Genomic DNA, 25,215 nt, shown 5'->3' with positions numbered 1-25,215 from the left:
GTTACGAGCTGTGATCGCTGCTGATCAGCCAGCGCGAACCCACCTTGTGGAAGAGCAGCGTGGTGATGCCCGAGATCTCCGCACCGGTGTCCGGCTTGAGGTGGTATCGGCCGACGACGAAGGCGTATTCGGAACCCAGCGGCTTGACGTCGATCAGTTCCAGTGTGAGCTTGCCGAAGGTGCCGCCCGGCTTCTTGAAGCGCGCGGTGTACATGGCTTCGATGGCGTCGTAGCCCTCGATGACGCCGCTGGAACTCACGTAGCGGGTGCCCGGGGCACGCTCGTAGCACTCCATGAAGGTCTTCAGATCGCCGGCGGACCAAGCCGCGGCGCTGGCGTCGAGCGTCTGTTTGATAGCCTGGGCAGTCGGCACAGCCGGTGTTTCAGCCGACACGGTGGCGGTCGCCACCACTGCGCTCAAGGCACAGAGAAGAACGGACGTGGTTTTCATGACACCCCTTGTGCACGAGAGAAATAGATCCGACCCTTTTGGATGGCTATCTGCGATTGCAACCTGATCGTAACGTAAAAGCTTGACTCCATCAAAACTTTTTGATCTGATCGAAATCACGGAGTGTGCACCGCAGCAATCGCGGTTCAGACGGCTATATCGGTGCCAGGGGATCGAAGGCGCTGCCGGTCAGGACGGTCCGGCATCAACCGAGCAAGGGCGATCGACGCCCGGGGTTAACGCACACGCACTCAAAGAACACGCTCGCATCGACGAGCGTGCGCCGAAGGCTTGCCCTCTGCAGGCAGCCTTCCATCAAGCCGATTTGCGGGGGAGTTTCATGAATCACGATTTCAAGCGCACGCTTCTCTACACGGCCCTGTTGTCCGTGGCCCTGTCGTCCACCGTGGCCAGCGCCCAGGACGCCACCGCCCCCGCCAGCGACAAGAAAAAGGCCCAGGCGTCCGATACGCCGCAGACGCTTGAAGGCATCACGGTCACGGCCGCCAAGCGAGAGCAGGACATCCAGAAGGTGCCGATCAGCATGACGGCGCTGACCGGAGAGCAGCTCGAGCGGCAGGGCGTGACCAGCCTCAGCGACCTGGCGCGCATCGCGCCGGCACTGACCGTCGCCTCGTCGGGTCCCGGCGAGAACAACCTGATCATCCGCGGTATCTCGTCCAGCGCAGGCTCGGCGGCCACCGTGGGCTATTACCTCGACGACGTGCCGATCGCCGCCTCGAGCAATGCCGCCTTGCTGTCGACGCGAGGCGTTATCGACCCTTCGGTCTTCGACATCGAGCGCGTCGAAGTCCTTCGCGGTCCGCAGGGCACGATCTACGGCTCCAGCTCCATGGGTGGCACGGTCAAGTACGTCACCAATCAGCCGGATCTGGACTTCGTCGAGGCACGCATCAAGACCGATGTCTCGGGCACCTACCATGGCGGTCCCAATGCCAACGTCAACGGCGTGCTCAACGTCCCGCTGATCAAGGACAAGGTCGCGCTGCGTGTGTCGGCGTACTACCGCGACGATGACGGCTATATCGACCGCTACCCGATCTCCCCGACCAATTACCTCGAGGCGGATCCGGACGGCAAGAAGAAGGACAACGTCAACACGTACAAGACCTACGGCACGCGCGTCGCGATGCTGATCAAGCCGGACGATACGCTGTCCATCACGCCGAGCTTCATCTACCAGTACTCGAAGCTGGGATCGCCGTTCACCTACGACAAGATCCCCGCAACGCTCGACAACCCGTACCAGGTACGTGACGTCAACGAAGCAAACGTCCAAAAGTCGACGATCTCCAATATCGCGATCCACAAGCAGTTCGATGCGTTCGAGCTGATTTCGTCGACCTCGTATTTCACCCGCGACGTCAACATTCGCGACGACAGCTCCAAGGTGATCAACTACTTCTTCAGCTTGCCCACGGTCTACCCAACGACGATGTACGGCAGCTACAAGAACAAGGAATTCACCGAAGAAGTGCGGGCGACCAGCAACTTCGATGGTCCGGTCCAGGGCATTCTCGGTGCGTTCTACCACGACGTGAACGCGCCGCTTGAATCGTCCATCCCCTACCCGGCCGGCTTCAACCAGACGTTCAACAATCCGTTCCCGGCTTACTCGACGATCTATGCGGGTACCCGTAACGCGACGCTCGACGAGTACGCGGTGTTCGGCGAGCTGTCCTGGAACATCACCGATAAGCTGAAGGCCAGCGCGGGTATCCGTGCGTTCGAGGTCAAGCAGGGCTTCTCGCAGGGCGGCGACGGCCTGCTCAACGGTGGCCCGAGCACGGTACACAGCAACTCGAAGGATTACGGCAGCACGCCGAAATTCACCTTGCAGTACCAGATCAGCCCGGAAAACATGGTCTACGCCACGGCCTCGCAGGGCTACCGACCGGGTGGTCCGAACAATCCGGCACCGGCGGCGTTGTGCGGCACGGAAGTGGCCGGCCTGGGCCTCAGTCAGTCGCAGTTGAACAAGTACAACCCGGATACCCTTTGGAACTACGAGCTAGGCTTCAAGAGCGCATGGCTGGAAAAGCGCCTGCTTGTCGATGCGTCGGTCTATCACATCGACTGGAACCACGTGCAGCAGCAGATCGTGCTCGGCTGCGGCTACAACATCACCGCCAACTTCGGTAAGGCGGTCAGCCAGGGTGCGGAACTGGAAATCAAGTTCCTGCCMATCAACTCGGTGACCCTCGGCGCCGGCTTCAGCTACAACGACGCGCACCTGAAGAACGACGTTCCCGGCACCGATGCGAAGGACGGCGACCGTCTGGTCAACGTGCCGCGCTTTACCGGTTCGGTCTCGGCCGAATACCGTCACCGGGTCAACGTGCAGTACGACGGCTTCATGCGCGCCGACGTCAGCTACGTCGGCAATTCGAACTTCCTGTACGACCGTGACAGCCCGTTCTATCGCCGCGGCGGCTTCGCCACGACCAACATCCGCATGGGCGTGGAAGGTCGCAACGGCTTCGATATCTCACTGTACGCGACCAACCTGTTCGACAAGCGTGGCGAGACCGATCTACCGGTCGCGATCTCCGCTGACCTGCCGACCACGCGCCGTGTGGCACTGAACCAGCCGCGGACGGTGGGTGTCACCTTGCAGTACCAGTACTGACTCAGCGTTAAGGCACGGGGTTGGCTTGAGGCTTCAGGCTAACCCCGAGTAGCGCTCCGCCATGTAACGTCCCGGCGAGGTACCCAGGGCCTTACGGAACATGGTGACAAAGCCGGGTAGGCTCTCGTAGCCGAGATCGGGCGGTCTCGCCGACCTGGTGGACATTCGCCTGGCAGATGCACTCGAGACGCTCAAGGACAGTCTCGCTCAGAACGCCGTGAACAGGCTGCGGAGCACCACGGTCGCATCGGTGAAGTTCTTCACATCGTCCATCACTTGCTGCGTCTTGGGGCTAGCCAGTGCGTGGTGTATCCCCTGCTCCGACGAGAAGGTGTACACACCCATGGATATCCAGTCGCCGCCCTCGGCGTGTGGGAAGAACGCTTCTGCCGATTGAAGTCCGTGCTCCTCCCAACATGCCTTGGCTAACTTGAAATGCTCGTTGGCGTAGTACGCCCGATCGAATCGTACGCTGGCATCGCCCGTGCAAATGACCATCATCTTCGTCGTCATCTTCAACCTTCGTCCGGCGTCGTGATGAATTCCATCGTCGTGCCCCACGGCATTTGGCAGTAGCAAACCTTGGACTGATAAAGGAGCTGGGCGCCGAATGCCTCAATGAGGAAGGCTTTCGCTGCCTCGATGTCTGGAACAGTCATCCCGACGTGATTGACACCGCGGATCTCGGGTGTAGACATGATGGTCTCCGTTTGGGTCTAGACGTTGAAGTAAGGGGTTGTGACGCGGGCCGCATCCGGCTCGAAGGCATGTGGCCCCACCGCCTCGGATGACGTGGCTCCAAGAAATTCGATCAGCGCCGCGGCAACCTCATTGGGCCGCTCATCGGCGACATAGTGACCGCTCCGCTCGATCGACCCGCCCGACACGTTGTTGGCAAACTCGCGCAGCATTGACACCATCCGCGGACCGAAGCGCTGGTCTCCGCCCAAAGCGAGAACGGGAACATCGAGCGGCTGCTTCTTGTACTCCAGCGCAGCCATGTGATCGCCGACGAGTGTTCGATACCATTCCATGCCGCCGCGTGTCCTCCCTGGTAACGCCATGGCTTTCGCGAAAATGTCGATATCCGCTGGATCGAAGCTGCTGTGGTCATAGAAGCGCTCTGCCATGAAAGCCGCGACATAGTCGTATTCCCGGCCATGGATCATTCGTTCCGGCAGGTCGCGATTCATGTGGAAGGAGAAGTGCCAAAGTTTGGCGATGGTCTCCTCCCACCCGGTCCATCCCGGAAGGGGAACGTCAAGCACCGCAAGATGACTGACCGCGTCCCGGAACAATGCCGCTTGAGGCAGCGCGACCATGCCGCCGATGTCGTGCCCGCACACCGCGTACCGTTCATGGCCGAGCGCGGCCATGACTTCGTGTGCGTCGCGCGCCATCGTCGCCTTGTCGTAACCGTCAAGTGGGCAATCGGAAAAGCCGGCACCGCGCAGGTCGATGGCCACCACACTCATATGCTCCGCGAGTAGTGGCATCACGTGGTGCCACTCCCACCAGGTTTCAGGCCAGYCGTGGAGCAGGAGGATCGGCGGACCTTCGCCGCCAGTGACGGCATTGATCTTGATGCCGTTTGCCGTAATCAGTTGTTGGCGAAAGCCCGCTAACGTGGGAAACATTTTTTGCACTCGGTCGAAGTGTGGCGCCGGGAYGGGATGAACGATTGCGCTCAGGGCCGATCGAAGTCGGTCCCGATCGAAATGTCGCGCCACACGTCGATGTCCTTGCGGAACGCGGCCAGTTTCCGCTCAGCAATCCCGTGGGCGGTTGGACCGAGCGGAAGATGCAACGGAGGCTCTTCGGCATCGACCGCCTTCAGGATCACGGCGACTGCCTTATCGGGATCGCCAGCCTGATTGCCGTTGTTCGTCTTGCGATACTGGCGCCGCGAACTCACGGCGTATTCCGGCATTTCGTTCGCCGCCAAGGTGATCGAGCGACCCAGGAACTCGGTACGAAACGGGCCCGGCTCAACTAAGATCACCCGCACGCCGAACGGCCTGAGCTCGTCCGCCAGCGCTTCGGACAAACCTTCGACAGCGAACTTACTGGCGTTGTAATACCCACCACCGCCATGACCTGCGATGCCGGCGCCGGAAGACATGTTGATGATCGTCCCGCCATGGCGCCTAAGCGTCGGAAGCACTGCTCGTGTCGTCTCGATCAGGCCAAATACGTTCACCTCGAATAGGGGACGATATTCCTCAGGCGCCCCCTCTTCTATCGCGCCAAACAACCCATAGCCAGCGTTGTTGACCAGGATATCGATGGTACCGAACGTCGCCAGGGCCTCCGCAACGGCGGCGCTGATCGAGGAACCATCGGTTACGTCGAGCGGCAACGCGACCATGCGTCCGTCAAAGGGCCGGGCCAGTTCCCGGATTGCTTCGACGTTCCGGGCGGTGGCGATGACCTGATCACCGCGCCTTGCCGCAGCGAGCGCAAGTCGCTGGCCAAATCCGCTCGAGCAGCCCGTGATAAGCCACGTCTTCATGCGTTGCACTCCACTTTGCCGTCGTGATGCCCGATGTCGGCCATGATTGACCAATCCTTCTCTCCAAGGCCCGCCGACACGACGGTGGTCAGCCGTTCCTGAACGACGTCGAGCATGGGCAACGCGCGGCCGTTTTCCTTGCTTAGCTCGCTCGCGAGCCGCATGTCCTTCAGAGCGAGCTTCGCTTTGAAGCCAGGCTCGAAAGAGCGCTCCGTGATCTGCGCGCTATAGCTTTCATAAACACGACCGGCGAACAATGTGCCGAGAATGAGCTCGAAGAAATCGGTGCGATCGAGACCTACGCTCTCGCCTAGCGCGACGCCTTCAGCCATGGCCTCGATCGCCATGGCGATCATCATGTTGGCTGCGAGTTTGGCGGCGTTAGCCTGAGCCGGATCCTCGCCCAGCTTCCAGACCTTCTTGCTGAGCGAAGCGAGCACAGGCTCGATGATCGCCACCGTATCGGCCTTGCCGGCAGCCAGAATATTGAGCTGCCCGCTCGCCGCGACGTTCGGCCGTCCGAGGACGGGCGCCGACACGTAGCCAAGCCCTGCATCCTCGTGGAGCTTTGCCAATTCTCTTGCGAATGCGACCGAGATCGTCGAGGTAACGACATGGATCATTCCTTGACGGGCGTCCCGAAGCAGACCTGCGTCAAGCACCACCTGGCGAATCGCGGCGTCGTCCGACAACATGGTGAAAACCACGTCCGCTTGCACCGCTTCATGCGGACTGCCAAGCAAGGTGACCCCGGGCATCGTGTCGGAAGCGACGTGACTGCGATTCCACGCACGTACGTCATGTCCGGCCTTCACCAGGTTTCGGACCATAGCGGAGCCCATGCTGCCGAGACCGATGAATCCGATCTGCATATTTATCTCCATAGGATGGCCGGCGCATCACGCCGATGCGTTCAAACTATCAAGAACGATAGGCGTCGGGCACTGACAAAGCTGCGCAATGGATGTTCAAATATGTTCGTACGCGGTGGCGCGCACACCAAGGCACCTGGGTCGTCCATTGCAGATCGACGCAGGACGCGGGACCGAGTTCGCTGTTCGAATCCCGCGGTAACAGGGGGCCGTCCGGCCGACTTACCAGTCCGTCGGACGATAGTCCTTGAGGAACTGCCCCCAGACATGCTCGCCCGTGTTGATCCCGCTGATGATCGGATCGACGATCCGCGCGGCACCGTCGACGATGTCCAGCGGCGGGTGGAAGCGCTCTTCCAGCACCTTCTTCGCTGCCAGCTCTGCCGGATCTTCATCGGTCACCCAACCGGTGTCCACACTGTTCATATGGATGCCGTCGTTGTGGTAATCGGTGGCCGAGGTGCGCGTCATCATGTTGAGCGCGGCCTTCGCCATGTTGGTGTGCGGATGGCGCGTGGTCTTGAAGTTCCGATAGAACTGACCTTCCATCGCCGATACGTTGACGATGTGCTTGTCGCGTTCGGGTGTGCGCATCATCAGGGGCTTCAGTCGCGCGTTGATGATGAATGGTGCAATCGCGTTGACCAGTTGCACTTCCAGTAGCTCGACCGACGGCACTTCGGCCATCAGCAAACGCCACGAATTACGTTCGCGCAGGTCAATCTGCTGCAGATCCTGATCGAGCCTTCCCTCGGGGAACAGGTGGCTTCGCGCGATGAGTTCTTCCGGCAGAAGCGGCACCTGGGAGAGCTCGGCCGCGCGGGTCAGCCCGGGAAGCTCGTCGGCAGGGTTCGTCAGCGAGTTCGTCGGAACGCCAGCCTCGGGAAGAATGTCCGAGCTACGCAGACCCTCGTAATGACCGACCAGTTTGCGGACGTGCTCGGGCATGTCGTGCAGCGCGGCGGTCTCACCCTCCATCATGTGCGCATAGAACTCGGGCGGACGGCGCACGGTCTGGCAGGCGTTGTTGATGATGAAGTCCAGCCGCGGCCGCGTGGCGACGAGTTCCTGGCAGAAGGCTTCGACACTGGGCGTGTGACGCAGGTCGAGTCCATAGACCTGCAAGCGATGGCCCCACTCACCGAAGTCCGGTTCCTCGGCATAGCGTGCCGCCGAGTCACGCGGGAAGCGCGTGGTGACGATCAGTTCCGCCCCCGCTCGCAGCAGTTTCAGGCCGGCTTGATAGCCGATCTTCACGCGTCCACCGGTCAGCAGCGCGACACGCCCGCGAAGGTCGACGAGTTCGGTGCGCTTGGCGTAGTTGAACGCCGCGCAGGTCGGGCACAACTGGTCGTAGAAGAAATGAATCGCCGAGTACTTCTGCTTGCACACATAGCAGTGCTTGGGCTCGATCAATTCGCGCGGATGCGTGGCGTCAACATCGGGCGCGACGTCATGGGCCTCGAAGCCCTCCGGCGCAAACACGTTCGGCGTGGTGAATACCGGCTTCCGACGCAGCGCGCGGATGCCGGTCTGGTTGAGCACCGTGTCTTCGACCTGGATCTTCGACGCATGCCGCGCTTTCTGCGCGGCCTTCAATCGGATGCGACGCTCACCCGGGTCCGGGTGATAGACCTGCGCCACCGCCTGGTACAGGCGCTGGCGGTCATCCGCCGGCAGCCCATCGAGCAGGAGTCGATCGGCGGCTACCGACTCGAGCAGCTGCGTCGCGGCGCGCAAGCGCTCCAGCAGTGCGGCGTCGGTATCGGCGTCGTCGGACGGTGGCGTGATAGTGGTCAAAGTCTTGTTCCGTAACGAGAAAATCAGCACGTTGCCAGGCGCAGGAACGCGCCGCCTCACGGACTGAGCCGCCTATTTTGCCCGTTATGGCGAGGCTTTGCTCAGATAGGTGCCTCGTTATGCCGTGCGGGGCCGGGGCACGGGTGGCCCGGCCCGCATCGCTGTCCGGCATCCGCTAAATGGCGGCGCGTCCGATGGATGCACCACCATCGACGAACAAGGTCTGACCCGTCATATAAGCCGCGTCGTCGGAAAGCAGGAAGGCGACAGCCGCCGCGATCTCGCGAGGCTGGCCCAGGCGGCGCATCGGCACGCTCGCCAGGAAGGCCTTTTCCGCCTCGCTCCCTGCCGGTGTATTTGCCCGAAACAGTTCGGTTTCGATCGGCCCGGGGGCGACAGCATTCACCGTGATCCCGGTCTCGGCCAGCTCCAACGCCCAGCTTCGCGTGAAACTCGTCAGTGCAGCCTTGGTACCCGCGTACGTCGTACGTCGCTGATAGCCGCCGAGCGCGACGAGGCTCGTGATGTTGACGATGCGGCCGAAACCCCGTTCACGCATCCCGGGCAATACCGCTTGTACGGTCTGTACGGCAGACACGAGGTTGGCCTGGAACGAAATGTCGAGATCGTCCAGCTTCAGGTCGTCGATACGGTCCATCTTTACCAGTCCGACGTTGTTGATCAGGCCGTCGAAGCGGTGTTTCGACACCAGTGTGGCCAATTGCTTCGCGGTGGCCTCGCGGTCGAACAGATCGATCGAAACGAGTTCGCCGGGAAAATCCGGCTCGTCGATGTTTCGCGCCACGCCCACGACGTGGTGGCCCGCCGCGGCCAGTCGCTCGGCGATAGCGCGCCCGATGCCCTTGGTCGCGCCGGTAAGAAGAAAGGTTTTCTTGCTCATAAGTCTCACAGGTGAAGGAGCCCCGCCACCAGCAGTGTGGTGGCGGCGGCCGGATTTCATAGGGTCGGCGGGGGAAACACTTCGTTATACGTCCTATTGCCCGACAGGAACGGCAGCCGGTTCCCAGGCCGGGAAGTCCGTGTAGCCTCGTTTTCCATCCCGCGTGTAGTAGGCCGACCTGTCGGCTTCCGCCAGCGGCCCGTTGTGTTCCATCCGCTCGACCAGGTCCGGGTTGGCGATGAAGGGACGACCGAATGCGATCAGATCGACCAGCCCGCTATCCAGCGCCGCTTGCGCCGTCGTGCCGTCGAAACCGCCGCACCAGATGATGCTTCCCGCGAAACCATCACGGAGCTTCCTCGACAAGGACTCGCTGAGGTGCGACTCGTTGAACTGGCTGTCCTGGGCGTTACCCGAGGGCATCAATTGATAGAGAAGATGCAGGTACGCGATGCCACGACGATTCAGTTCACGGCACAGGTAAAACAGTGTCTCCTCGACCTTCGGATCGGCCGGCATGCTGCCGTAGCGACCGAAGGGTGACAGCCGGATACCTACCCTGCCCGCGCCCAGGATACGTATGGCGGCGTCGACGACCTCGAGGAGCAAACGGGTGCGATTCTCCGGCGACTGACCGCCGTATGGGTCGGTACGTGTATTCAATACCGAGTTCATGAATTGCTCGAACAGGTAGCCGTTGGCCGCATGGATCTCGACGCCATCGAATCCAGCGCGCTTCGCGTTGGTGAAGGCCTGAGCGAACTCGCCCAAGACCACGGCCACTTCGTCGGTTGTTATCGCGCGCGGCGTACTGGCGCGCATGAAGGTGAGCTTGCCTTCGTCGTCATGAGCAAAGACATCCGAATCGCTCGCACGCTCGGCTGTCGCTCCCCAGGGGGCCTCACCCCCTGGCAGCGTCGAGGTGTGCGCGAGCCGGCCGACATGCCAGGCCTGCATGAAGATCGTCCCACCGCGGTGGTGAACCGCGTCGGTCACCAGACGCCACCCCTGGACCTGGGCTTCCGTGTAGATACCTGGCGTCCACGCATAGCCTTTCGACCACGGCGACACATCGGTCGCCTCGGACACGATTAGTCCCGCACTGGCGCGCTGGCCGTAATAGGTGGCCATGAGCGCGTTCGGCAGATCGCCCTTTGACGTCCGGGTCCGGGTCATGGGCGCCATCACGATGCGATTCTTCAACACCGTTTCGTTACCAAGCGCGTGGGTCTCAAACAAGGTCGTCATCGATCGTTCCTCGGGAAGGGATGTGATCGGCGTACGCTATTCCGCTTGAATCGCCCCATCCACACACCCATTGGTGTGCAACATGAAAATCAGCAAACACCTGCCTGGCCTACCCCTGGAGCGAACGCTCGGCGTCATTTCGGGCCGCTGGAAGGGCGTCCTCATCTCCGTGCTGCTGACCGGCCCGAAGCGTCTCAGTGAACTGGAGAAGCACATTCCCTCGCTGAGCCAGAAAGTACTGATCCAGCAACTGCGCGCGCTGGAGGAGCACGGCGTGGTCTATCGCAAGGCGGGCGCGGATGACGCGCGCCGCGTCGATTACGCCCTCACGCCGCTGGGCATGAGCCTGGAATCGCTGATCGCGCAAATGCGGCAGTGGGGCGAACACCATGCCGAGGAACTCGACGACACTGATCGTCTGCTGCCCTGCGACGCCGTGGTCCGCCCGGACATCGGCAGCCCATAAGAAAAACCGATGGACTCGATTGGATATCGGTCTTTTACGTTAATCCCGCCCCGGGCCTAGTCTCGCTTGCACCAGCCAGACCGAGAGCCCAACGTGAAAGACCTCATCAACGGCATTCTTAAGTTCCAGCGCGACGCGTTTCCTGCCAGGGCAACGTTGTTCAAGAACTTGGCCGATCAGCAGAGCCCCGGCACCCTGTTCATTTCCTGCTCGGACAGCCGGATGGTCCCAGAGCTGGTTACCCAGCAGGAACCCGGCGAGCTCTTCGTCATCCGTAACGCCGGCAACATCGTTCCACCGTATGGGCCCGAACCCGGCGGTGTCACGGCGACCGTCGAATATGCCGTGGCCGCGCTCAAGGTCTCGGACATCGTCGTCTGCGGGCACTCCAACTGCGGTGCAATGACCGCCGTCGCGAACTGCACCTGCATGACGCACATGCCGGCCGTCGCTCACTGGCTCAGCTATGCGGACTCGGCGCGCGTCGTCAACGAAGCGCGGTCGCATGCCAGCGCCACCGCCAAGGCGGACGCGATGATTCGCGAGAACGTCATCGCCCAGCTCGCCAACCTGCAGACGCATCCCTCGGTCCGCCTGGCACTGGCAGAAGGTCGCCTGGCCCTGCATGGCTGGTGCTACGACATCGAGAGCGGCCGCATTGATGCGTATGACGCATCGACCGGCACCTTCGTTCCGCTGGCAGTCCATCCATCAGCTCGCGAAGCCGCCTGACTCCCCACTCCCCACACAGAGACCCGCCATGACCCAGTCCCAGTATCGCAACGCTTCCCGTCTGGACCTCGCCGACACCATCGTGCTGGCCAAGGTGAAGAAGTCGCTCACGTTCGCCCAGATCGCCGAGGGCACCGGCTTGTCCGAAGCCTTCGTCACGGCCGCATTGCTCGGCCAGCATCCTCTTCCTGCCAACGTTGCCGAGATCGTCGGCAAGAAGCTCGGCCTGGATGCGGACGCGATCGCCCTGCTCCAGACCATTCCCGTGCGTGGGAGCATCGAAGGCGGCGTCCCGACCGACCCGACCATCTACCGCTTCTACGAAATGATCCAGGTCTACGGGACCACGCTCAAGGCGCTGGTTCACGAGAAGTTCGGCGACGGCATCATCAGTGCCATCAACTTCAAGCTCGACATCAAGAAGGTCGCGGATCCGGACGGCGGCGAGCGCGCCGTAATTACGCTGGACGGCAAGTACCTGCCGACCAAACCTTTCTGAGCATTTCAGTCGACGAGCAGCGTGGTTGTACGCTTAGGCATGAATGAAGCAAAAGCATCCACGGGCTCGGTCATCGCGCTGAGCGCCACCGTCGTCATCTGGGCCTTCAGCTGGATCGTCATGAAGGTCGTGCTGCGCTACGCAGGGCCGTTCGATTTCTCGGCCTTGCGTTACAGCATCGGCGCCGTGCTGCTGTTCGTCGTGCTGGTGGCGTTGCGTCGGCCACTGGCACCGCCACCGATCGTCGGGACACTCGTCACCGGCCTCGCCCAGACAGCTGCCTTCCAGGGTCTGGGTCAGTTCGCCCTGATCTCAGGCGGCGCGGGCCATGTCGTCCTGCTGGCGTACGCCATGCCGTTCTGGGCCGTGCTCTTCGCCTGGGCCTTCCTTGGAGAACGTCCACTACGCCGGCACTGGATTGGACTGGCACTCGCCGCGATCGGCCTTACCTGTGTCATCGCGCCATGGCACGGCCTGGGCAATCCGGTCAGCACGGGAATTGCTCTGGTGAGCGGCGCCTGTTGGGCGCTGGGTACCGTGACCAGCAAGCACATGTTCCAGCGGCATCGACCGGATCCGCTCACCTTTACGGCCTGGCAGATGGCATTCGGTGCCGCTGCGTTGGGCGTCGTCGCCCTGCTCGTTCCCCAGCGATCCATCGAATGGAGCCCGACCTTCATCGCAGGCCTGGCTTACTCGGTACTGCTGGCGACTTGTCTCGCATGGACGCTGTGGCTGCTGGTCGTACGCAAGCTCCCGACGGCGGTCGTTTCGGTGTCGTCGCTAGCCGTCCCGGTAATCAGCGTCCTGATGGCCTGGGCGATCCTGCACGAGACACCGACGGCCGGCGAATGGCTGGGCATGGCGTTCATCGTCGCGGGCCTCTTCGCCGTGAGTGGCGTGGGCAATAAGAAGAGCCTATGACGCGGATAACGAACCGGTCTTGGACGCTGGAAAACGGAAGACTCATGCTCCAGCCAGTCCAACGACAGCAGGATCTTCCGTGTCAACCAACGCAGACTTCGAGCTCTACGCTTTCTGGCGTACCGCGGCCACCCATCGGGTAAGGATCGCGCTGAACATGAAGGGATTGGTCGCGAACGAGCGGTTCGTCGATCTGGAAAAAAGCGAGCAGACAACACCCGCGTATCTGTCCATCAATCCGGCGGGCGTGATTCCCGCCCTTGTCGAGGACGGCCATCCGCCGCTGACCCAGTCGATGGCGATCCTCGAATTCCTCGAGGAAAAGGTCTCCCAACCACCCCTGCTCCCATCTGATTTGCACGGCCGCGCAAGGGTCCGCTCGCTCTCTGCCTTGCTGGTAACGGATACCAATCCTCTACTGCCACCACGCGTGAAGAAATACCTCTCCCTGCACGGCGGTTTTGACGAGGTCGCGTGGCAGGCATGGCAGGTTCACTGGCTGACGACGAATCTGGAAAGCCTGGAACGCCTCCTGGCGACTGATCCGCAAACGGGCAGGTTCTGCCACGGCGACACGCCCACCATGGCGGACATCTGCCTGGTGAGTATCGTGTTCCGTGCGCAGGCCTTGCAGATCGACCTCGACAGCATGCCGACGCTGCGCGACATCGCGGCGAACTGCGCGGCGCTGGATGGCTTCGCTCGCGCGCATCCGTTGCTTCAGGAAGGCGCGCCTCGCGACGCATGAACCCGCCCAATGCATGCCAGACGGGGCCCATGGCCCCGCCGGGCATCGCGTCAGACGGCAGCTTTAATAGTCGACGGTCGGGCCGTGCGGATCGTTGTCGACGTTCGAGCAGGCAGCCCAGTACACCGTGACGACCTTCGAGCTGGCCGGAATACGCGCCCAGATGTCGTTGAGCTGCGTATCCACGGCCACGCCGATGACGTGGGGAACGGTCGGCGTACCGATATCGCGCGGGCCGATGAAGTGCAGCGTGAGGTTGGGCGCCTTGCTGCCCGGCTCGTAGACACTCGGCGAATGCGAGTTGTCACGACCGTTCTGGCGAAGCACCAGCTTGTCGATCTTGACACCGCGTTCCAGCGCCTGGCCCAGCCGGTTGCTGAGGAAAGCCCCCGGAGGAGCGAGCAGTACCAGGCGCACGTGCGCCGGTACCGTGGTTTCCGCGGGCTTGGTCGCGGTGGAGGTCGAGCCGTGGCCGCTGATGACCCAGTCGTTTGTCGTTGTCTGCAGTGACATGATGCGTTCCTTTTCGCCGGTAGGGGATGCCGCGGCGCTTCGCCGCGACGACAGCCGCCATGCGTGGCATGGCGGGCGGCATCATGTTCGCGGCGAAGCGGCTTGTTGCCCCATCGGTAAAAAGCTGATTACACGAGCGAAGAAACCTTAACTTCGCCCCGTCACCCGCCCAGCGCCGGATCGGAGACGGACGGCTTCCCGGTCTCCCGATGCCCGGCGAATCGCCGCAAGAATAAGGGATCGGCGTCGGACGTCGCGCTCAGGTCGTACCAGTGATCGCATCCGGCGATATCCCAACGCGCGTCCACGTGCTCGCCGGGCTGCAGCCAATAGCGCTGCGGCGCCTGGTGCAGGTATGCGTTGGCCTGGATGGTGATGGCGCAAGGACGCCCACCGCCATTGCTCAGCACCAGATGCAGTTCACCTGCATGACGGCCTTGCGACATCGTGACCTCAGGCAACGCGAGCCGCCGGTGATCCTCGGCCTTTGCCGGCTGCTTGCCACTGAACTGGCGGAGAAAACCATTCGGCCCCAACACGGTGAGGTCGTAGGCATCACCGCTGTTGGAACTGGTCCAGTAGTCGGCCAAGGACTTGCCGGCCTCGACCGTATACGTCCACGGGCCGTCGGACCGCAGGGACGAGGTGACGGCGAAGCAGGCACCGATCTCACCCGTGTTCCCGAAGTCGAGGACGTATCGCCCCTGCCCCTGATCCAGCTTACCTGTCACCTCCAGTGCGTATGCCAGCGCGCGGGCCGGCCGTTGGCCGCGTTCCTGTCGTGGGAGGTGCTGGTCGGTCGGCGGCGTCGGACTGAAATCGCTATGCGTGCCGCGATCGGGTTCGTACGCATTCGTCGAGGGCAACGCGGGCACCCGCCCGTCATGCCCCTCGAAGTCGAAGGCCCGCGTCAGGTCGCCGCAAACGGCACGCCGCCAGGCCGAGATGTTGGGCTCGCGCACGCCGAAGCGCTGCTCGAGGAAGCGAAGGATCGAGGTGTGATCGTAAGTCTCGGAGCACACCCAGCCGCCCTTGCTCCAGGGCGAGACAACCAGCATCGGAACCCGCACGCCCAGGCCGTACACGCCGGGATTGAAGCCGTTGCCGCCCGGATAGACCTCCCCGTCGATGCTCACCGTGGACAGGCCTCGATCGCGCGACGCCGGCGGATACGCCGGCAACATGTGATCGAAGAAGCCATCGTTCTCGTCGTAGGTGATGAACAGCGCCGTCTTGCTCCAGACCTCCGGGTTGGCGGTCAGCGCATCGAGCACGCGGTCGATATACCAGGCGCCGTAGTTGGCGGGCCAACTGGGATGCTCGGTGTACGCTTCCGGCGCAGCAATCCACGACACCTGCGGCAAGCGATTGGCCAGGACATCCTTCTGCAGGATATCGAACAGCGACTGGCCGTTGAGCGTGTTCGTGCCGGTGCGCGCCTTGTCGTAGAGGGGATTGCCTGGCTCGGCATTTCTGTACGAGTCGAAGTAAAGCAGCGAGTTGTCGCCGTAGTTACCGATGTAGGGATTGGAACCCCAACCCCAGCCGCCCGCCGCGTCGAGGCCGGCACCCACGTCCTGGTAGATCTTCCACGACACGCCGGCCGCCTCGAGGCGTTCCGGGTAGGTGGTCCAGTCGTACCCGAGCTCCGCGTTGGAGAGCACCGGTCCCCCGCCCTGCCCGTCGTTGCCGACGTAGCCGGTCCACATGTAGTAACGGTTCGGATCCGTCGAGGACAGGATCGAACAGTGGTACGCGTCGCACACGGTGAACGCATCGGCCAGCGCGTAGTGGAACGGGATGTCCTGGCGCGTCAGGTAGGCCATGGTCGTCGTGCCTTTTGACGGCACCCATTGGTCGTACTTGCCCGCGTTGAAGGCCGCATGGGTATCGTTCCAGCCGTGCGGCAGGTCTTCGATGAATTGCAGGCCGAGATTATCCGCCTTGGGACGGAACGGAAGCAGGTAGTCGTCACTGCCGGCGGTCACCGGCTGATGCCACACCGAACGCCCCGTACCGAGGGTGAGCGTCCGGGGATCGCCGAAGCCGCGCACACCGCGCATGCTGCCGAAGTAATGGTCGAACGAGCGGTTCTCCTGCATGAGGATGACCACGTGTTCGATATCTTTCAGCGTCCCCGTGCGGCGTGCCGCGGGTATCGCGAGCGCCTTCTGGATGGACGGCGGCACGACGGAGGCCGCGAAAGCGGCACCCGCGGCGCCAAGTGAAAACTTCAGGAAGTGCCGCCGATCCTGGATGGTCATGCGTGCCCCGTGCGTTGTCGTGATCCCCTGCGCCGTGGAGTATCGCGGCGGGTTGTGACAGTTTTCGCACACGGGTGGATGTGTCCACTGTTCGCTGGCTGAAATCGCGTCGGCGATCACACTTCCGTGCGTTATCCTCTGCCGGATGCCCTGGACGGAACCTCGATGGTGAGACGCGGTAAGTGGATAGGACTCGCCCTGCTGGTTCTTGTCATCGCCATCGGGCTCGGCTGCCTGCACCGTAGCCATCGGGATCGTTCGGTCGATGCAGCCTCGCCGTCGGCCGCCATCCGCGACGCTGGCGTCGTGCATCGTTTCGCACGGGATCCTGCCCATCTGGCACTGCTCGCCGGTGACGGCGTAGCCGGGTTCCGCGACGGCTCCCCCGCGCGCTTCTCCGATCCCTGGGGCATCGCGGTGGCGGCCGACGGGCGTGTCTTCGTCGCGGATGCCGGCGACAACGATCGCATTCGCGTCATCGACCGGACGGGACGCAGCGAGACGTTCTCAGGTTCCGTCTCCGGTCTGGCGGATGGTCCTGCCGGTGTGGCCCGCTTCGACACCCCGTCGGACCTTGCCATCGATACCGACGGGACCCTCTACGTGGCCGATACGGGCAACGATGCGATCCGCCGCGTCGATCCGAAGGGCACGGTGACGACCGTCGCCGGCGGGCATGGACCCGGCGACCGCGACGGTGCCGGTCACGACGCCCGCTTCAACGGTCCCCTCGGCGTGGTACCGGACGGTCACGGCAACCTCTACGTGGCCGACACCTATAACCATCGCATCCGTCGTATCGACGCCAGCGGTACGGTCACCACGATCGCCGGTGGTGCCCCCGGCTATCAGGACGGCGCGGCGACTCAGGCCCGGTTCGACACACCGTGTTCGCTCGCGATCGGACCGGACGGATCGATCTGGGTCGCGGACACCCGTAATCGTGCCATCCGGCGTATCGCCCCGGATGGCACGGTCAGTACCCTGGCCCAGTCGTCCCGCGAAGACGACGATGCGCCGCTGCATCGGCCGCTCGGTATCGTCGCGGATACCGATGCGGTGTATGTCACCGAGGCCGTGCACGGCCGCATATTGCGCTATGGCTACGACGGCACATTGCGCATCCTCACGGGTGAGGACGGCAGCCAGGCGATGCGACAGCCGGCCTCACTTGCCTTCGATGGCAGCCAGCTCATAGTCACGGACGCCGCGTCGGCACGGATCTATCGTGTCGATGACGCACCGGCTCCTGCACTCCCGGCTCCCATGGGGCCCGCGCCTGATGCACCCCTTCCGGTCACGGAGGGCCGATGGCCGATCGCTCCGCAGGATGCCTGGCACGAGATCGTCGGCGTGCTCGGCGAGGTGCGCGGCAACGACAAAGGTGAGAGTCGCGATCACCTGCACGGTGGGCTCGACGTGCGTGCGGACGTCGGCGACGAAGTCCATGCGATCGCCGACGGCAAGGTGAGTGATCCGCTGTCGACCTGGGGATTCGGCAAGCTCAACGAAGGGCTGGCGATCGATCGCATCGACTACATCCACATGCGTGTCGGCCGTAATGCCCGAGGGCAGTCGCTGGACCCGAAGCGCTTCGTCATCGGCGCAGGTGACGATGGCAAGCCGGAACGTGTCCAGGTCCGCCGTGGCACGCGCTTCCACGCAGGCGAGGTGTTGGGCACGGTCAACGCCATGGCGCATACGCACCTCTCATTGACCGGGAACGTTGCCAATCGCAATGCCTTCGCACTGGGATTCACCGGTTTCGTCGACCACATCCCGCCGACCATCGACGCCGTGGAATTGCGCGATGCCGCCGGTACGGCCCTGCGCACGAAGGTGGCGAACCGGTTGATCGTTCCCCGTAACGCGGGAGGTATCCAGATCGCGGTCGAAGCCTGGGACCAGGTCGACGGCAATCTCGCCCGGCGGCGCCTGGGTCTATACGCCGTCGGCTACCAGGTGCTGGCCGCGGACGGTACGCCGTTGCCCGCCTTCGGAGCGGCGCGAATGAACATCGTCTTCGACGTACTGCCTGAGGACGACGATGCGGCGCGCGTCATCTATGCACCGGAGAGCGGCGAGACCGTACACGGCAGTGCCCGCACGCGATTCATCTACGCCGTGACGCATGTCCTCCGCCACGGCGAAGTCGGCGACGGCGCCTGGGACGCGAGCATCTTTCCGCCCGGCGATTACCTGATTCGCATCGTGGCGAGCGACTGGTCGGGCAATCTCGCCGAACGCCATCGCGATGTCGCCATCACCCTGCGCTGAGCGCTATGCGGGCCAGTGCAGCACGACCGCATGGGACGCACCGTGTGCAGCGGCTCGTCGCTGGGTTGCCGCCGTTGCATTGACAAGGAAGGCTTCCCGCGCGCGAGCCAGTATCGGCGCATCATCGGCGCTGTCGCTATACGCCCATCGCCACGCCTTGCCATAACCCGCTTCGAGAAGCATCCGGCACTTTTCCATACCACGGCAATGCCGGTGGATGATCCAGCCGCTACCCGACCTCCGCAGTTCCGAGCCGATCATCGGGAGATCGCCGGCAAACGAGGCAAGCAGACGCCGGGCAAGCCACTGCGGCGCCGCCGTTACGATGACAACGCGGTCACCGCGGTCCAGGTGCTCCCTCAGCCGTGCCATCCCATCGTCGATCCAGCGCAGCGAGCGCATGCCTTGCTCGAATCGCACGGCGAAGGCATCGATGCTCTGCTCCAACGCCGCCTTGTCGAGACCGTACGTGGCGATCCACAGCAAAAGGGACGCACCGATGCGCCTCGCCGACGGCATGTGCAGCATCACCAACGCCACCGGCAGCACCGGCAGCGCGGCAAGCAGCTTCAACGGTGATGCCCGCAACAAACCACGCATCCACTCGACGGTCGAATCCGCCGAGAGCAGAGTCTTGTCGAGGTCGAACACCGCGCAGTCGCGCGTGTTAATGGGCGCCCTCGATCGCCTTGACCGCGTCGAGTGTTTCCTGCACATGCTTCTGCGGCTTCAGGCTCGAGTACACATGGGTGATCTTGCCCGACGGCGCGATCACGTAGGACGTGCGGTCCGACCAGCCTGGCCGGATCATCAGGGTCGAATCGTAGGCTTTCGCAATCTTCGCGCCCTCGTCGGCAGCGACGGCGAACTTGCCGCCGCAGTGCTCGTTCTCCGTCGAGAACGCCGCGAGCTCACCCGTATTGCCCGCTGTCACGCCGATCACCGTCGCGTGCAGCGCCTTGAACTTGTCGATCGCCTCCGAAAACATGTGGGCTTCGACATTGCAGCCATCCGTATGCGCCGCGGGGAAGAAATACACCACCACCGGGCCCTGCTTCAGGGCGTCGGCGAGTCTGAAGGTGAACGGCTTGCCGGCCAGGTAGGCGGGCAAGGTGAAGTCCGGTGCCTGCGTGCCTTCTTTCAGCGCGGCGGACGCCGGTGTCGCCAGGGCGGCGGTACCGGCCAGCGCAAGCGCGGCGAGGGTCATCAAGGGCTTCATGACGGGGGCTCCTGTGGTGGGGGAAGAGTGTCAGGATCATATACGTCAAAGGCGACGTGCTGGATGACCTTGCCCTGGAATGTGCCATACGGCGCATTGCGACGGTCGCCACCCATGCTACGGTCCGCTGTTGCCCGGGCACTGCCCGGGCGTCCTCTCATCCTTGGGGCCAGACGCATGACGCTAGCGCGGAAGATCTTGTTTTCGACGGTATGTTTCCTGATCGGACCATCGATCGCCCAGGCCACACCCCAAGCCGTCATCAGCGGATCTGCCCGCTTCACCGTCCTCACGCCGCGCGTCATCCGCATGGAGTTCGCCGGCAACGGTCATTTCGAAGACGCGCCGTCCCTGGTCTTCGCCACGCGCAACGACGCCCCGCCAGTCGACGCAAAGATCGCCCATGAGAACGGCTGGCTGGTCATACGTACCACCGACATCATCCTCCGCTACAAGGAAGGTGCAGGCGTCTTTACGGCCGAGAACCTGAGCATCGCATCGGACAGGGCCAAGCCCGCCTTCACCTGGCACCCGGGCCAGAAAGACGCGGCCAACCTCGGCGGCACCGCACGCACGCTCGATCAGGTGGACGGCGATCGACACGTCAGGGACAACACCCCGCTGGACCTGGGCGACGGCCTGCTCTCGCGTGATGGCTGGCATGTCGTGGACGACACCGGAAGCTTCGTCTTTGGCGACGAGACGCTGCCCTGGGTGCATCGACGGGCCTGCCAGGAATGCACGGACTGGACCTTCTTCGGTTACGGCCACGATTACACCGCGGCACTCGGGGACTTCGCCTTGCTGGCCGGCCGCGAACCGCTGCCGCCGCGCTATGCCTTCGGCTATTGGTGGTCGCGTTACTGGAACTACAGCGATAGCGAACTGCGCGACGTGGTCGCCGATTTCGTGCGTTACCGCATTCCCCTCGACGTGTTGGTCATCGACATGGACTGGCACCGTACGGACGGACTGTCATCGGTGCATCCGCAGAACGACATCAACGGCCAGGACAAGGGCTGGACCGGCTTCACCTGGAATCGCGCCTTGTTCCCCGAGCCGGAGCGCCTCCTGCAGTGGCTGCGCGATCAGGGCCTCAAGGTGACGCTGAACCTGCACCCGGCCTCGGGCATCCTGCCCCACGAAGAATCCTACGGCCGGTTCATGGGCGAGTTGAAGGCCGATCCCGCCAAGCCACTGGCCTTCGAGGCCGCTGACGCGACGTACATGGCCGCCTTCTTCAAGACCGTGCTCGATCCGCTGCAGCACATGGGCGTGAGCTTCTGGTGGCTGGACTGGCAGCAGTGGCGTGAATCGAAGGCCCAGCCGGGCCTGAGCAACACGTGGTGGCTCAACCACGTGTTTTTTACCCACATGCAGCAACAGGGCGAGAAGCGCGCGCTGATCTATCATCGCTGGGGTGGCCTGGGTAACCATCGCTACCAGATCGGCTTCTCGGGCGACTCGATCATCTCGTGGGGCTCGCTGGCCTTCCAGCCGCGCTTCACCGCTACCGCCTCCAATGTCCTCTACGGCTACTGGAGCCACGATCTGGGCGGCCATACGTTCCGCGACGAGAGCGATCCGGCGACACGGCGGATCGATCCCGAGCTCTACATACGCTGGATGCAGTTCGGCGCGTACAGCCCGATCATGCGCACGCACACGACGAAGAATCCGGACCTTCGCAAGGAGCCCTGGCGTTTCGCGCCGGCGCAGTTCGATGCGTTGCGCGACACCGTGCTCACGCGATATACCTTGCTGCCGTACACCTACACCATGGGCCGCAAGGCCTTCGATACTGGCGTTTCGCTGGTGCGCCCGATGTATTACGCATGGCCGGATGACGAGAAGGCCTACCAGACCGCGGGGCAGTACATGTTCGGTGACGACCTGCTGGTCGCCCCCGTGACCGCGGCCGCCGGCAGCGATGGTTTCGCCAGACAGACCACATGGCTGCCCAAGGGCGACTGGTTCGACGTGACTCGCGGCCGGACACTGAAAGGCGGACAGACCGTGAGCGGTCGCTATCGCCTGGACGACGTGCCGGTATTCGCCCGCGCGGGCGCCATCGTGCCGACCAATAGCGATCCCACGCACAGCGTCGCCAACGATGATGGTGCGCGCACCTTCGTGATCCATCCAGGCGCGAACCGGCAGGCGGAACTGTATGAAGATGCCGGCGACGATGAAGGATATCGCGGCAAGGCCTTCGCACGCACCACACTGACCACCGAGTGGTCGAAGCACGCGGTGCGCCTGCGCATCGCGCCGCGTTCCGGCACGTACGCGGGTATGCCATCGACGCGTCACTGGAGCGTGGCCTTCGTCGCGTCGGCGATGCCGTCACGCGTGGTCGTCGATGGCCAGACGCTCCAGCGCGTCGCGGGCGATGCCGAACTCAAGCCTGGGTCATGGCGTCTCGAGGGACGCACGCTGACGCTGCAGGTGTCCTTGCCGGCGCATGACTTCGCCAGCGCCCAGGCGATCGACGTCACCTGGCCGGATGATGCCCCCGATGTCGATGGGCTTGTCGGTAAGATGCGCGACGTTCGCGAGGCGGTCGAGTGGTTGAAGAGCCATTGGACGGAGTTCGGCGGCATTCCCGACGAACTTTCCGAAGCCGCGCAAGCCGATCGGCTCATCGACTATCACCCCGAACATTTCGCGCAGGAGGTGGCGGCGTTCCGCGCACGCGTTCGTCAGCTGGATGCGTCGCTCGGGAAGGGTGACGTGCCGGCCGAGCTGCGCAAGCAGTTCACGGCGAAGCTGTCCCCATAACGGCCCACGTCGCTAGGGCGGGTCGGTCAGTCCGAGCCGCCCCGCGGCGGCGACGGCTTCACCGCGGGAACAGACGTCCAGCTTGCGCAGGATGGCCGAGATGTGATGCTCGACGGTTTTCTCCGAGCGAACGATGTGCTGTGCGATTTCCGCATTCGACAGGCCTTTCGCCAACAGGCTCATGACATGGCGTTCGCGCGTGGTCAGGCCGGCGGGATTGGCGACCGTGGTAGCTCTTGGTCCCCGTGTCACGCCACGTATGCCGGCCTGGCGCAACTGGGCGCGACATAGCTTCACTGTCGCGCAGGCGCCCATGGCTTCGAAGATGGCCAGGGCTTCGAGTTTGCAGGCTTCCTCGCCATCCCACAGGGCCATCGCGCGCATGTAGGGACAAGCGAGAATGCGCCACGCGTCCGCAGCGGACTGCCAAGCCCCCTCCCATTGCATCGCGTACGGGTCGTCGCTGTCGCGATATTTGCCCTGCCCCGACCCACGGATCGTTCAGGCAGGTCTCGCCACGGAGCCACGCCGCTTCCGCGCGTGCGACGGCGATGGGTGCGAGCCGCTGCAGTTCGCCGGTTTGACTGGCCAGTTCGCTGGCCTCGTCGATCAGTTCGGTCGCACCGGGGTCACCACGTCGCAGGCGGATACGTGCCAGCACGGCCATGGCCGGTATGCGCGTCACCGGCGCCACCGCATCGCGAACGATGAGCTGACTCGCCAGGCGGGCAGCGTCGTCCCAGCGTCCCTGCTCGAAATCCACGCGGGCCTTCCAGGCCAGCACGTAGTTTGCCCACGAGTCGAGATCACGCTCGGCGAAGTAGACACCCGCCTCATGAATCGTCCGTGCGGCCACGACGTAGTTGCGGGTCGTGACTTCGGTACTGGTCAGGTTGGCGTAGGCCCGGGCGACATGCTCCCCGTAGCCGCGATCAAGCGCGATGGAAAGGCTCTCTTCGAGCCAGTGCCGGCCTTCCGGATCGCCACTCGAGAGCATCGCCGTGCCCACGTTGTTCATCGCGTGGCACAGGACCTCGGTGTCATCAACCCGCTTGGCCAGCTCCATGGCGCGCGTACCCCATGCGACCGCTTCGGGCGTACGTCCGGCAAGCATGTACAGCTGCGACCGGTTGCTCAATGCCCAGGCAAATTCGCTCTCTTCCGGCATCTGTTCCAACAACGCCACCGCATCGTCCGCATAGGCTTCATCGCCTCGGCCGCGGCGAGTGGCGCGTACCGCAACACGGCCGCTGCGTCGCCCGCACCCGCGGCGTGATGGACCAGCCGGGCCATCGGCACGGGATCGTTCCCGGTCTCGAGGCAGGCGAGCACGCGTGCATGTAGGGCCGTTGCCACCGGCGCGGCCAGGGCTTTTTCGACGGCCATGCGCGCCAGTTCATGGCGGTAGGCATACCAGACGTCCGCTGCAGTCAGGAGGCCCGACGCCAGGGCGGAGGAGAGGTCATCGAGCGACGGCGCGAGCACGGCGTCGACCATGGCGATCTCGACGCGCGCCGGCACGGTCGGTGGGCAGGTCACCGAAGACGGTCTGCAGCGGATGCCTGTCGCTTATCTCATCGTCACGATAGGTAAGCAGGAGGACGGCGCGCAGGGGATGGACACGTCGGGCCAGGTATTTCACCAGGTCCAGTGTCGCGGTATCGGCCCAGTGCACGTCCTCGAGAATCAGGATCGTCGTGCGCGGCGAATGCTGCAGATCGCTCAGGATGGCGGTGAACAACCTCGCGCGGGGCCCGTCGACGCCGAGCATGCCCTGCACGTCCCCATCGAAGGCGCCGGCCATGTCGTAGATCGGCCCCAGGGGCCTGGGCGAGAACAGCGCCTCGCAACTTCCCCAGAGCACGCGGTCGCCTTCCCCGGTCCGGTCGCGAACGAGACGGCGGACCAGCGATGTCTTGCCGATGCCCGCCTCTCCGCTGACCAGGACGATGAGCCCTGAACCCTGCTCCGCTCGCTCGACCGCTTCATGCAACCGTTGCAGGGGGTAATCGCGTTCGATGAGTTCCACCGTACCCGCTCCCCGGAACCTGCCCTATGTTCGCACCGGGCAGGTTCCAGACGAGTGAAGCGACGTGCTGCCCTTGCAGCATCGCGCCTCAGGCCAGCACGTAACTGAAGGGTAGCCAGGGCGTGCGGAGCCGGGAGTGCGCCACGGTTTCGACCCCGGCATGTCCGGTACCTAAGTAAAAATACGGATCGAGCACGGACACTTCGGTGATGCTGCCGACGGGAAGCTGGTTGCGCTGCCCCACCTCACGGATGGCTTCGGGGCTGGGAGCGTCGTAACCGCAGAAGGTGCGCGTCCTGTCTGCGCTCACGTACGAGTGCACCCAGGTG

25 protein-coding genes are annotated in these 25,215 nt (G+C 63.6%); 8 read left to right on the top strand and 17 right to left on the bottom strand.

What is annotated here, in order from left to right:
* Nucleotide 1: 1 nt before the first annotated feature.
* A complete protein-coding gene (locus tag AC1DYM_RS12890) occupies nucleotides 2-451 on the bottom strand; it encodes a YybH family protein (RefSeq protein WP_477338874.1) in 450 nt (149 codons plus the stop codon).
* 340 nt (nucleotides 452-791) lie between these two features.
* Between AC1DYM_RS12890 and AC1DYM_RS12885 the strand changes: the two genes are divergently transcribed.
* Complete coding sequence (locus AC1DYM_RS12885) at nucleotides 792-3,101, top strand: TonB-dependent receptor (RefSeq protein WP_477338872.1); 2,310 nt, start codon at nucleotides 792-794, stop codon at nucleotides 3,099-3,101.
* A gap of 207 nt (nucleotides 3,102-3,308) precedes the next feature.
* On the opposite strand, the gene AC1DYM_RS12880 is transcribed toward AC1DYM_RS12885, so the two are convergent.
* The 8 genes from AC1DYM_RS12880 to AC1DYM_RS12845 form a co-directional block, all read right to left on the bottom strand.
* Complete coding sequence (locus AC1DYM_RS12880) at nucleotides 3,309-3,614, bottom strand: EthD family reductase (protein WP_477338870.1); 306 nt, start codon at nucleotides 3,612-3,614, stop codon at nucleotides 3,309-3,311.
* 2 nt (nucleotides 3,615-3,616) lie between these two features.
* The gene (locus tag AC1DYM_RS12875; RefSeq protein WP_477338868.1) at nucleotides 3,617-3,799 is read right to left on the bottom strand and encodes a VOC family protein; all 183 of its coding nucleotides are present in this window, start codon (nucleotides 3,797-3,799) and stop codon (nucleotides 3,617-3,619) included.
* 18 nt (nucleotides 3,800-3,817) lie between these two features.
* A complete protein-coding gene (locus AC1DYM_RS12870; protein ID WP_477338866.1) occupies nucleotides 3,818-4,738 on the bottom strand; it encodes an alpha/beta fold hydrolase in 921 nt (306 codons plus the stop codon).
* A 50-nt stretch (nucleotides 4,739-4,788) separates the two neighbouring features.
* On the bottom strand, nucleotides 4,789-5,613 hold the full coding sequence (locus AC1DYM_RS12865; protein WP_477338864.1) for an oxidoreductase: 825 nt from the start codon (nucleotides 5,611-5,613) through the stop codon (nucleotides 4,789-4,791).
* Complete coding sequence (locus tag AC1DYM_RS12860) at nucleotides 5,610-6,485, bottom strand: NAD(P)-dependent oxidoreductase (protein WP_477338862.1); 876 nt, start codon at nucleotides 6,483-6,485, stop codon at nucleotides 5,610-5,612. The genes AC1DYM_RS12865 and AC1DYM_RS12860 overlap by 4 nt, the downstream gene beginning before the upstream one ends.
* Nucleotides 6,486-6,707: 222 nt before the next feature.
* On the bottom strand, nucleotides 6,708-8,285 hold the full coding sequence (locus tag AC1DYM_RS12855; RefSeq protein ID WP_477338860.1) for an SDR family NAD(P)-dependent oxidoreductase: 1,578 nt from the start codon (nucleotides 8,283-8,285) through the stop codon (nucleotides 6,708-6,710).
* A gap of 175 nt (nucleotides 8,286-8,460) precedes the next feature.
* Nucleotides 8,461-9,186 carry an SDR family oxidoreductase gene (locus AC1DYM_RS12850; protein WP_477338859.1) on the bottom strand — a complete coding sequence of 242 codons (726 nt, stop codon included), beginning with the start codon at nucleotides 9,184-9,186 and terminating at the stop codon, nucleotides 8,461-8,463.
* 93 nt (nucleotides 9,187-9,279) lie between these two features.
* On the bottom strand, nucleotides 9,280-10,434 hold the full coding sequence (locus AC1DYM_RS12845) for an alkene reductase (protein WP_477338857.1): 1,155 nt from the start codon (nucleotides 10,432-10,434) through the stop codon (nucleotides 9,280-9,282).
* Nucleotides 10,435-10,516: 82 nt separating this feature from the next.
* Here AC1DYM_RS12845 and AC1DYM_RS12840 point away from each other — a divergent pair, with 82 nt between their 5' ends.
* From AC1DYM_RS12840 to maiA, 5 genes are all read left to right on the top strand, one after another.
* Complete coding sequence (locus tag AC1DYM_RS12840) at nucleotides 10,517-10,900, top strand: winged helix-turn-helix transcriptional regulator (RefSeq protein WP_046967661.1); 384 nt, start codon at nucleotides 10,517-10,519, stop codon at nucleotides 10,898-10,900.
* Between the two features lie 93 nt (nucleotides 10,901-10,993).
* On the top strand, nucleotides 10,994-11,632 hold the full coding sequence (locus AC1DYM_RS12835) for a carbonic anhydrase (protein WP_477338854.1): 639 nt from the start codon (nucleotides 10,994-10,996) through the stop codon (nucleotides 11,630-11,632).
* 28 nt (nucleotides 11,633-11,660) lie between these two features.
* Nucleotides 11,661-12,131 carry a cyanase gene (cynS, locus tag AC1DYM_RS12830; protein WP_477338852.1) on the top strand — a complete coding sequence of 157 codons (471 nt, stop codon included), beginning with the start codon at nucleotides 11,661-11,663 and terminating at the stop codon, nucleotides 12,129-12,131.
* A gap of 39 nt (nucleotides 12,132-12,170) precedes the next feature.
* A complete protein-coding gene (locus AC1DYM_RS12825) occupies nucleotides 12,171-13,055 on the top strand; it encodes a DMT family transporter (protein ID WP_477338850.1) in 885 nt (294 codons plus the stop codon).
* Between the two features lie 19 nt (nucleotides 13,056-13,074).
* Complete coding sequence (gene maiA / locus AC1DYM_RS12820) at nucleotides 13,075-13,803, top strand: maleylacetoacetate isomerase (RefSeq protein WP_477338848.1); 729 nt, start codon at nucleotides 13,075-13,077, stop codon at nucleotides 13,801-13,803.
* Nucleotides 13,804-13,866: 63 nt separating this feature from the next.
* Here the strand turns inward: maiA and AC1DYM_RS12815 are convergent, their stop codons facing one another.
* Complete coding sequence (locus tag AC1DYM_RS12815; protein WP_477338847.1) at nucleotides 13,867-14,316, bottom strand: putative adhesin; 450 nt, start codon at nucleotides 14,314-14,316, stop codon at nucleotides 13,867-13,869.
* Between the two features lie 161 nt (nucleotides 14,317-14,477).
* Nucleotides 14,478-16,580: a phosphocholine-specific phospholipase C gene (locus AC1DYM_RS12810; RefSeq protein WP_477338845.1), complete on the bottom strand. Its 2,103-nt coding sequence runs from the start codon at nucleotides 16,578-16,580 to the stop codon at nucleotides 14,478-14,480.
* Between the two features lie 165 nt (nucleotides 16,581-16,745).
* On the opposite strand from AC1DYM_RS12810, the gene AC1DYM_RS12805 reads away from it, so the two are divergent.
* Nucleotides 16,746-18,857, top strand: coding sequence for an NHL domain-containing protein (locus tag AC1DYM_RS12805; RefSeq protein ID WP_477338843.1), 2,112 nt, complete (start codon nucleotides 16,746-16,748; stop codon nucleotides 18,855-18,857).
* Nucleotides 18,858-18,860: 3 nt separating this feature from the next.
* On the opposite strand, the gene AC1DYM_RS12800 is transcribed toward AC1DYM_RS12805, so the two are convergent.
* The gene (locus tag AC1DYM_RS12800) at nucleotides 18,861-19,508 is read right to left on the bottom strand and encodes a haloacid dehalogenase-like hydrolase (protein WP_477338841.1); all 648 of its coding nucleotides are present in this window, start codon (nucleotides 19,506-19,508) and stop codon (nucleotides 18,861-18,863) included.
* 16 nt (nucleotides 19,509-19,524) lie between these two features.
* Nucleotides 19,525-20,076, bottom strand: a complete 552-nt coding sequence (locus tag AC1DYM_RS12795) for a peroxiredoxin (protein ID WP_477338839.1) — start codon at nucleotides 20,074-20,076, stop codon at nucleotides 19,525-19,527.
* Between the two features lie 198 nt (nucleotides 20,077-20,274).
* Here AC1DYM_RS12795 and AC1DYM_RS12790 point away from each other — a divergent pair, with 198 nt between their 5' ends.
* On the top strand, nucleotides 20,275-22,857 hold the full coding sequence (locus AC1DYM_RS12790) for a glycoside hydrolase family 31 protein (protein WP_477338837.1): 2,583 nt from the start codon (nucleotides 20,275-20,277) through the stop codon (nucleotides 22,855-22,857).
* A gap of 12 nt (nucleotides 22,858-22,869) precedes the next feature.
* Here the strand turns inward: AC1DYM_RS12790 and AC1DYM_RS12785 are convergent, their stop codons facing one another.
* The 4 genes from AC1DYM_RS12785 to AC1DYM_RS12770 all read right to left on the bottom strand — a co-directional run.
* Nucleotides 22,870-23,241, bottom strand: coding sequence for a helix-turn-helix domain-containing protein (locus tag AC1DYM_RS12785; protein WP_477338835.1), 372 nt, complete (start codon nucleotides 23,239-23,241; stop codon nucleotides 22,870-22,872).
* Between the two features lie 750 nt (nucleotides 23,242-23,991).
* Nucleotides 23,992-24,354, bottom strand: coding sequence for a hypothetical protein (locus AC1DYM_RS12780; RefSeq protein ID WP_477338833.1), 363 nt, complete (start codon nucleotides 24,352-24,354; stop codon nucleotides 23,992-23,994).
* Nucleotides 24,320-24,886, bottom strand: a complete 567-nt coding sequence (locus AC1DYM_RS12775; RefSeq protein ID WP_477338831.1) for an AAA family ATPase — start codon at nucleotides 24,884-24,886, stop codon at nucleotides 24,320-24,322. Before AC1DYM_RS12775 ends, AC1DYM_RS12780 begins: the two co-directional genes overlap by 35 nt.
* 88 nt (nucleotides 24,887-24,974) lie before the next feature.
* A partial coding sequence (locus tag AC1DYM_RS12770; protein WP_477338830.1) for a DUF4242 domain-containing protein occupies nucleotides 24,975-25,215 on the bottom strand: 241 nt, incomplete at its 5' end.

The organism is Luteibacter sp. P1_D3, from assembly GCF_056406135.1.
This window is presented reverse-complemented; position numbering and strand designations above follow the sequence as displayed.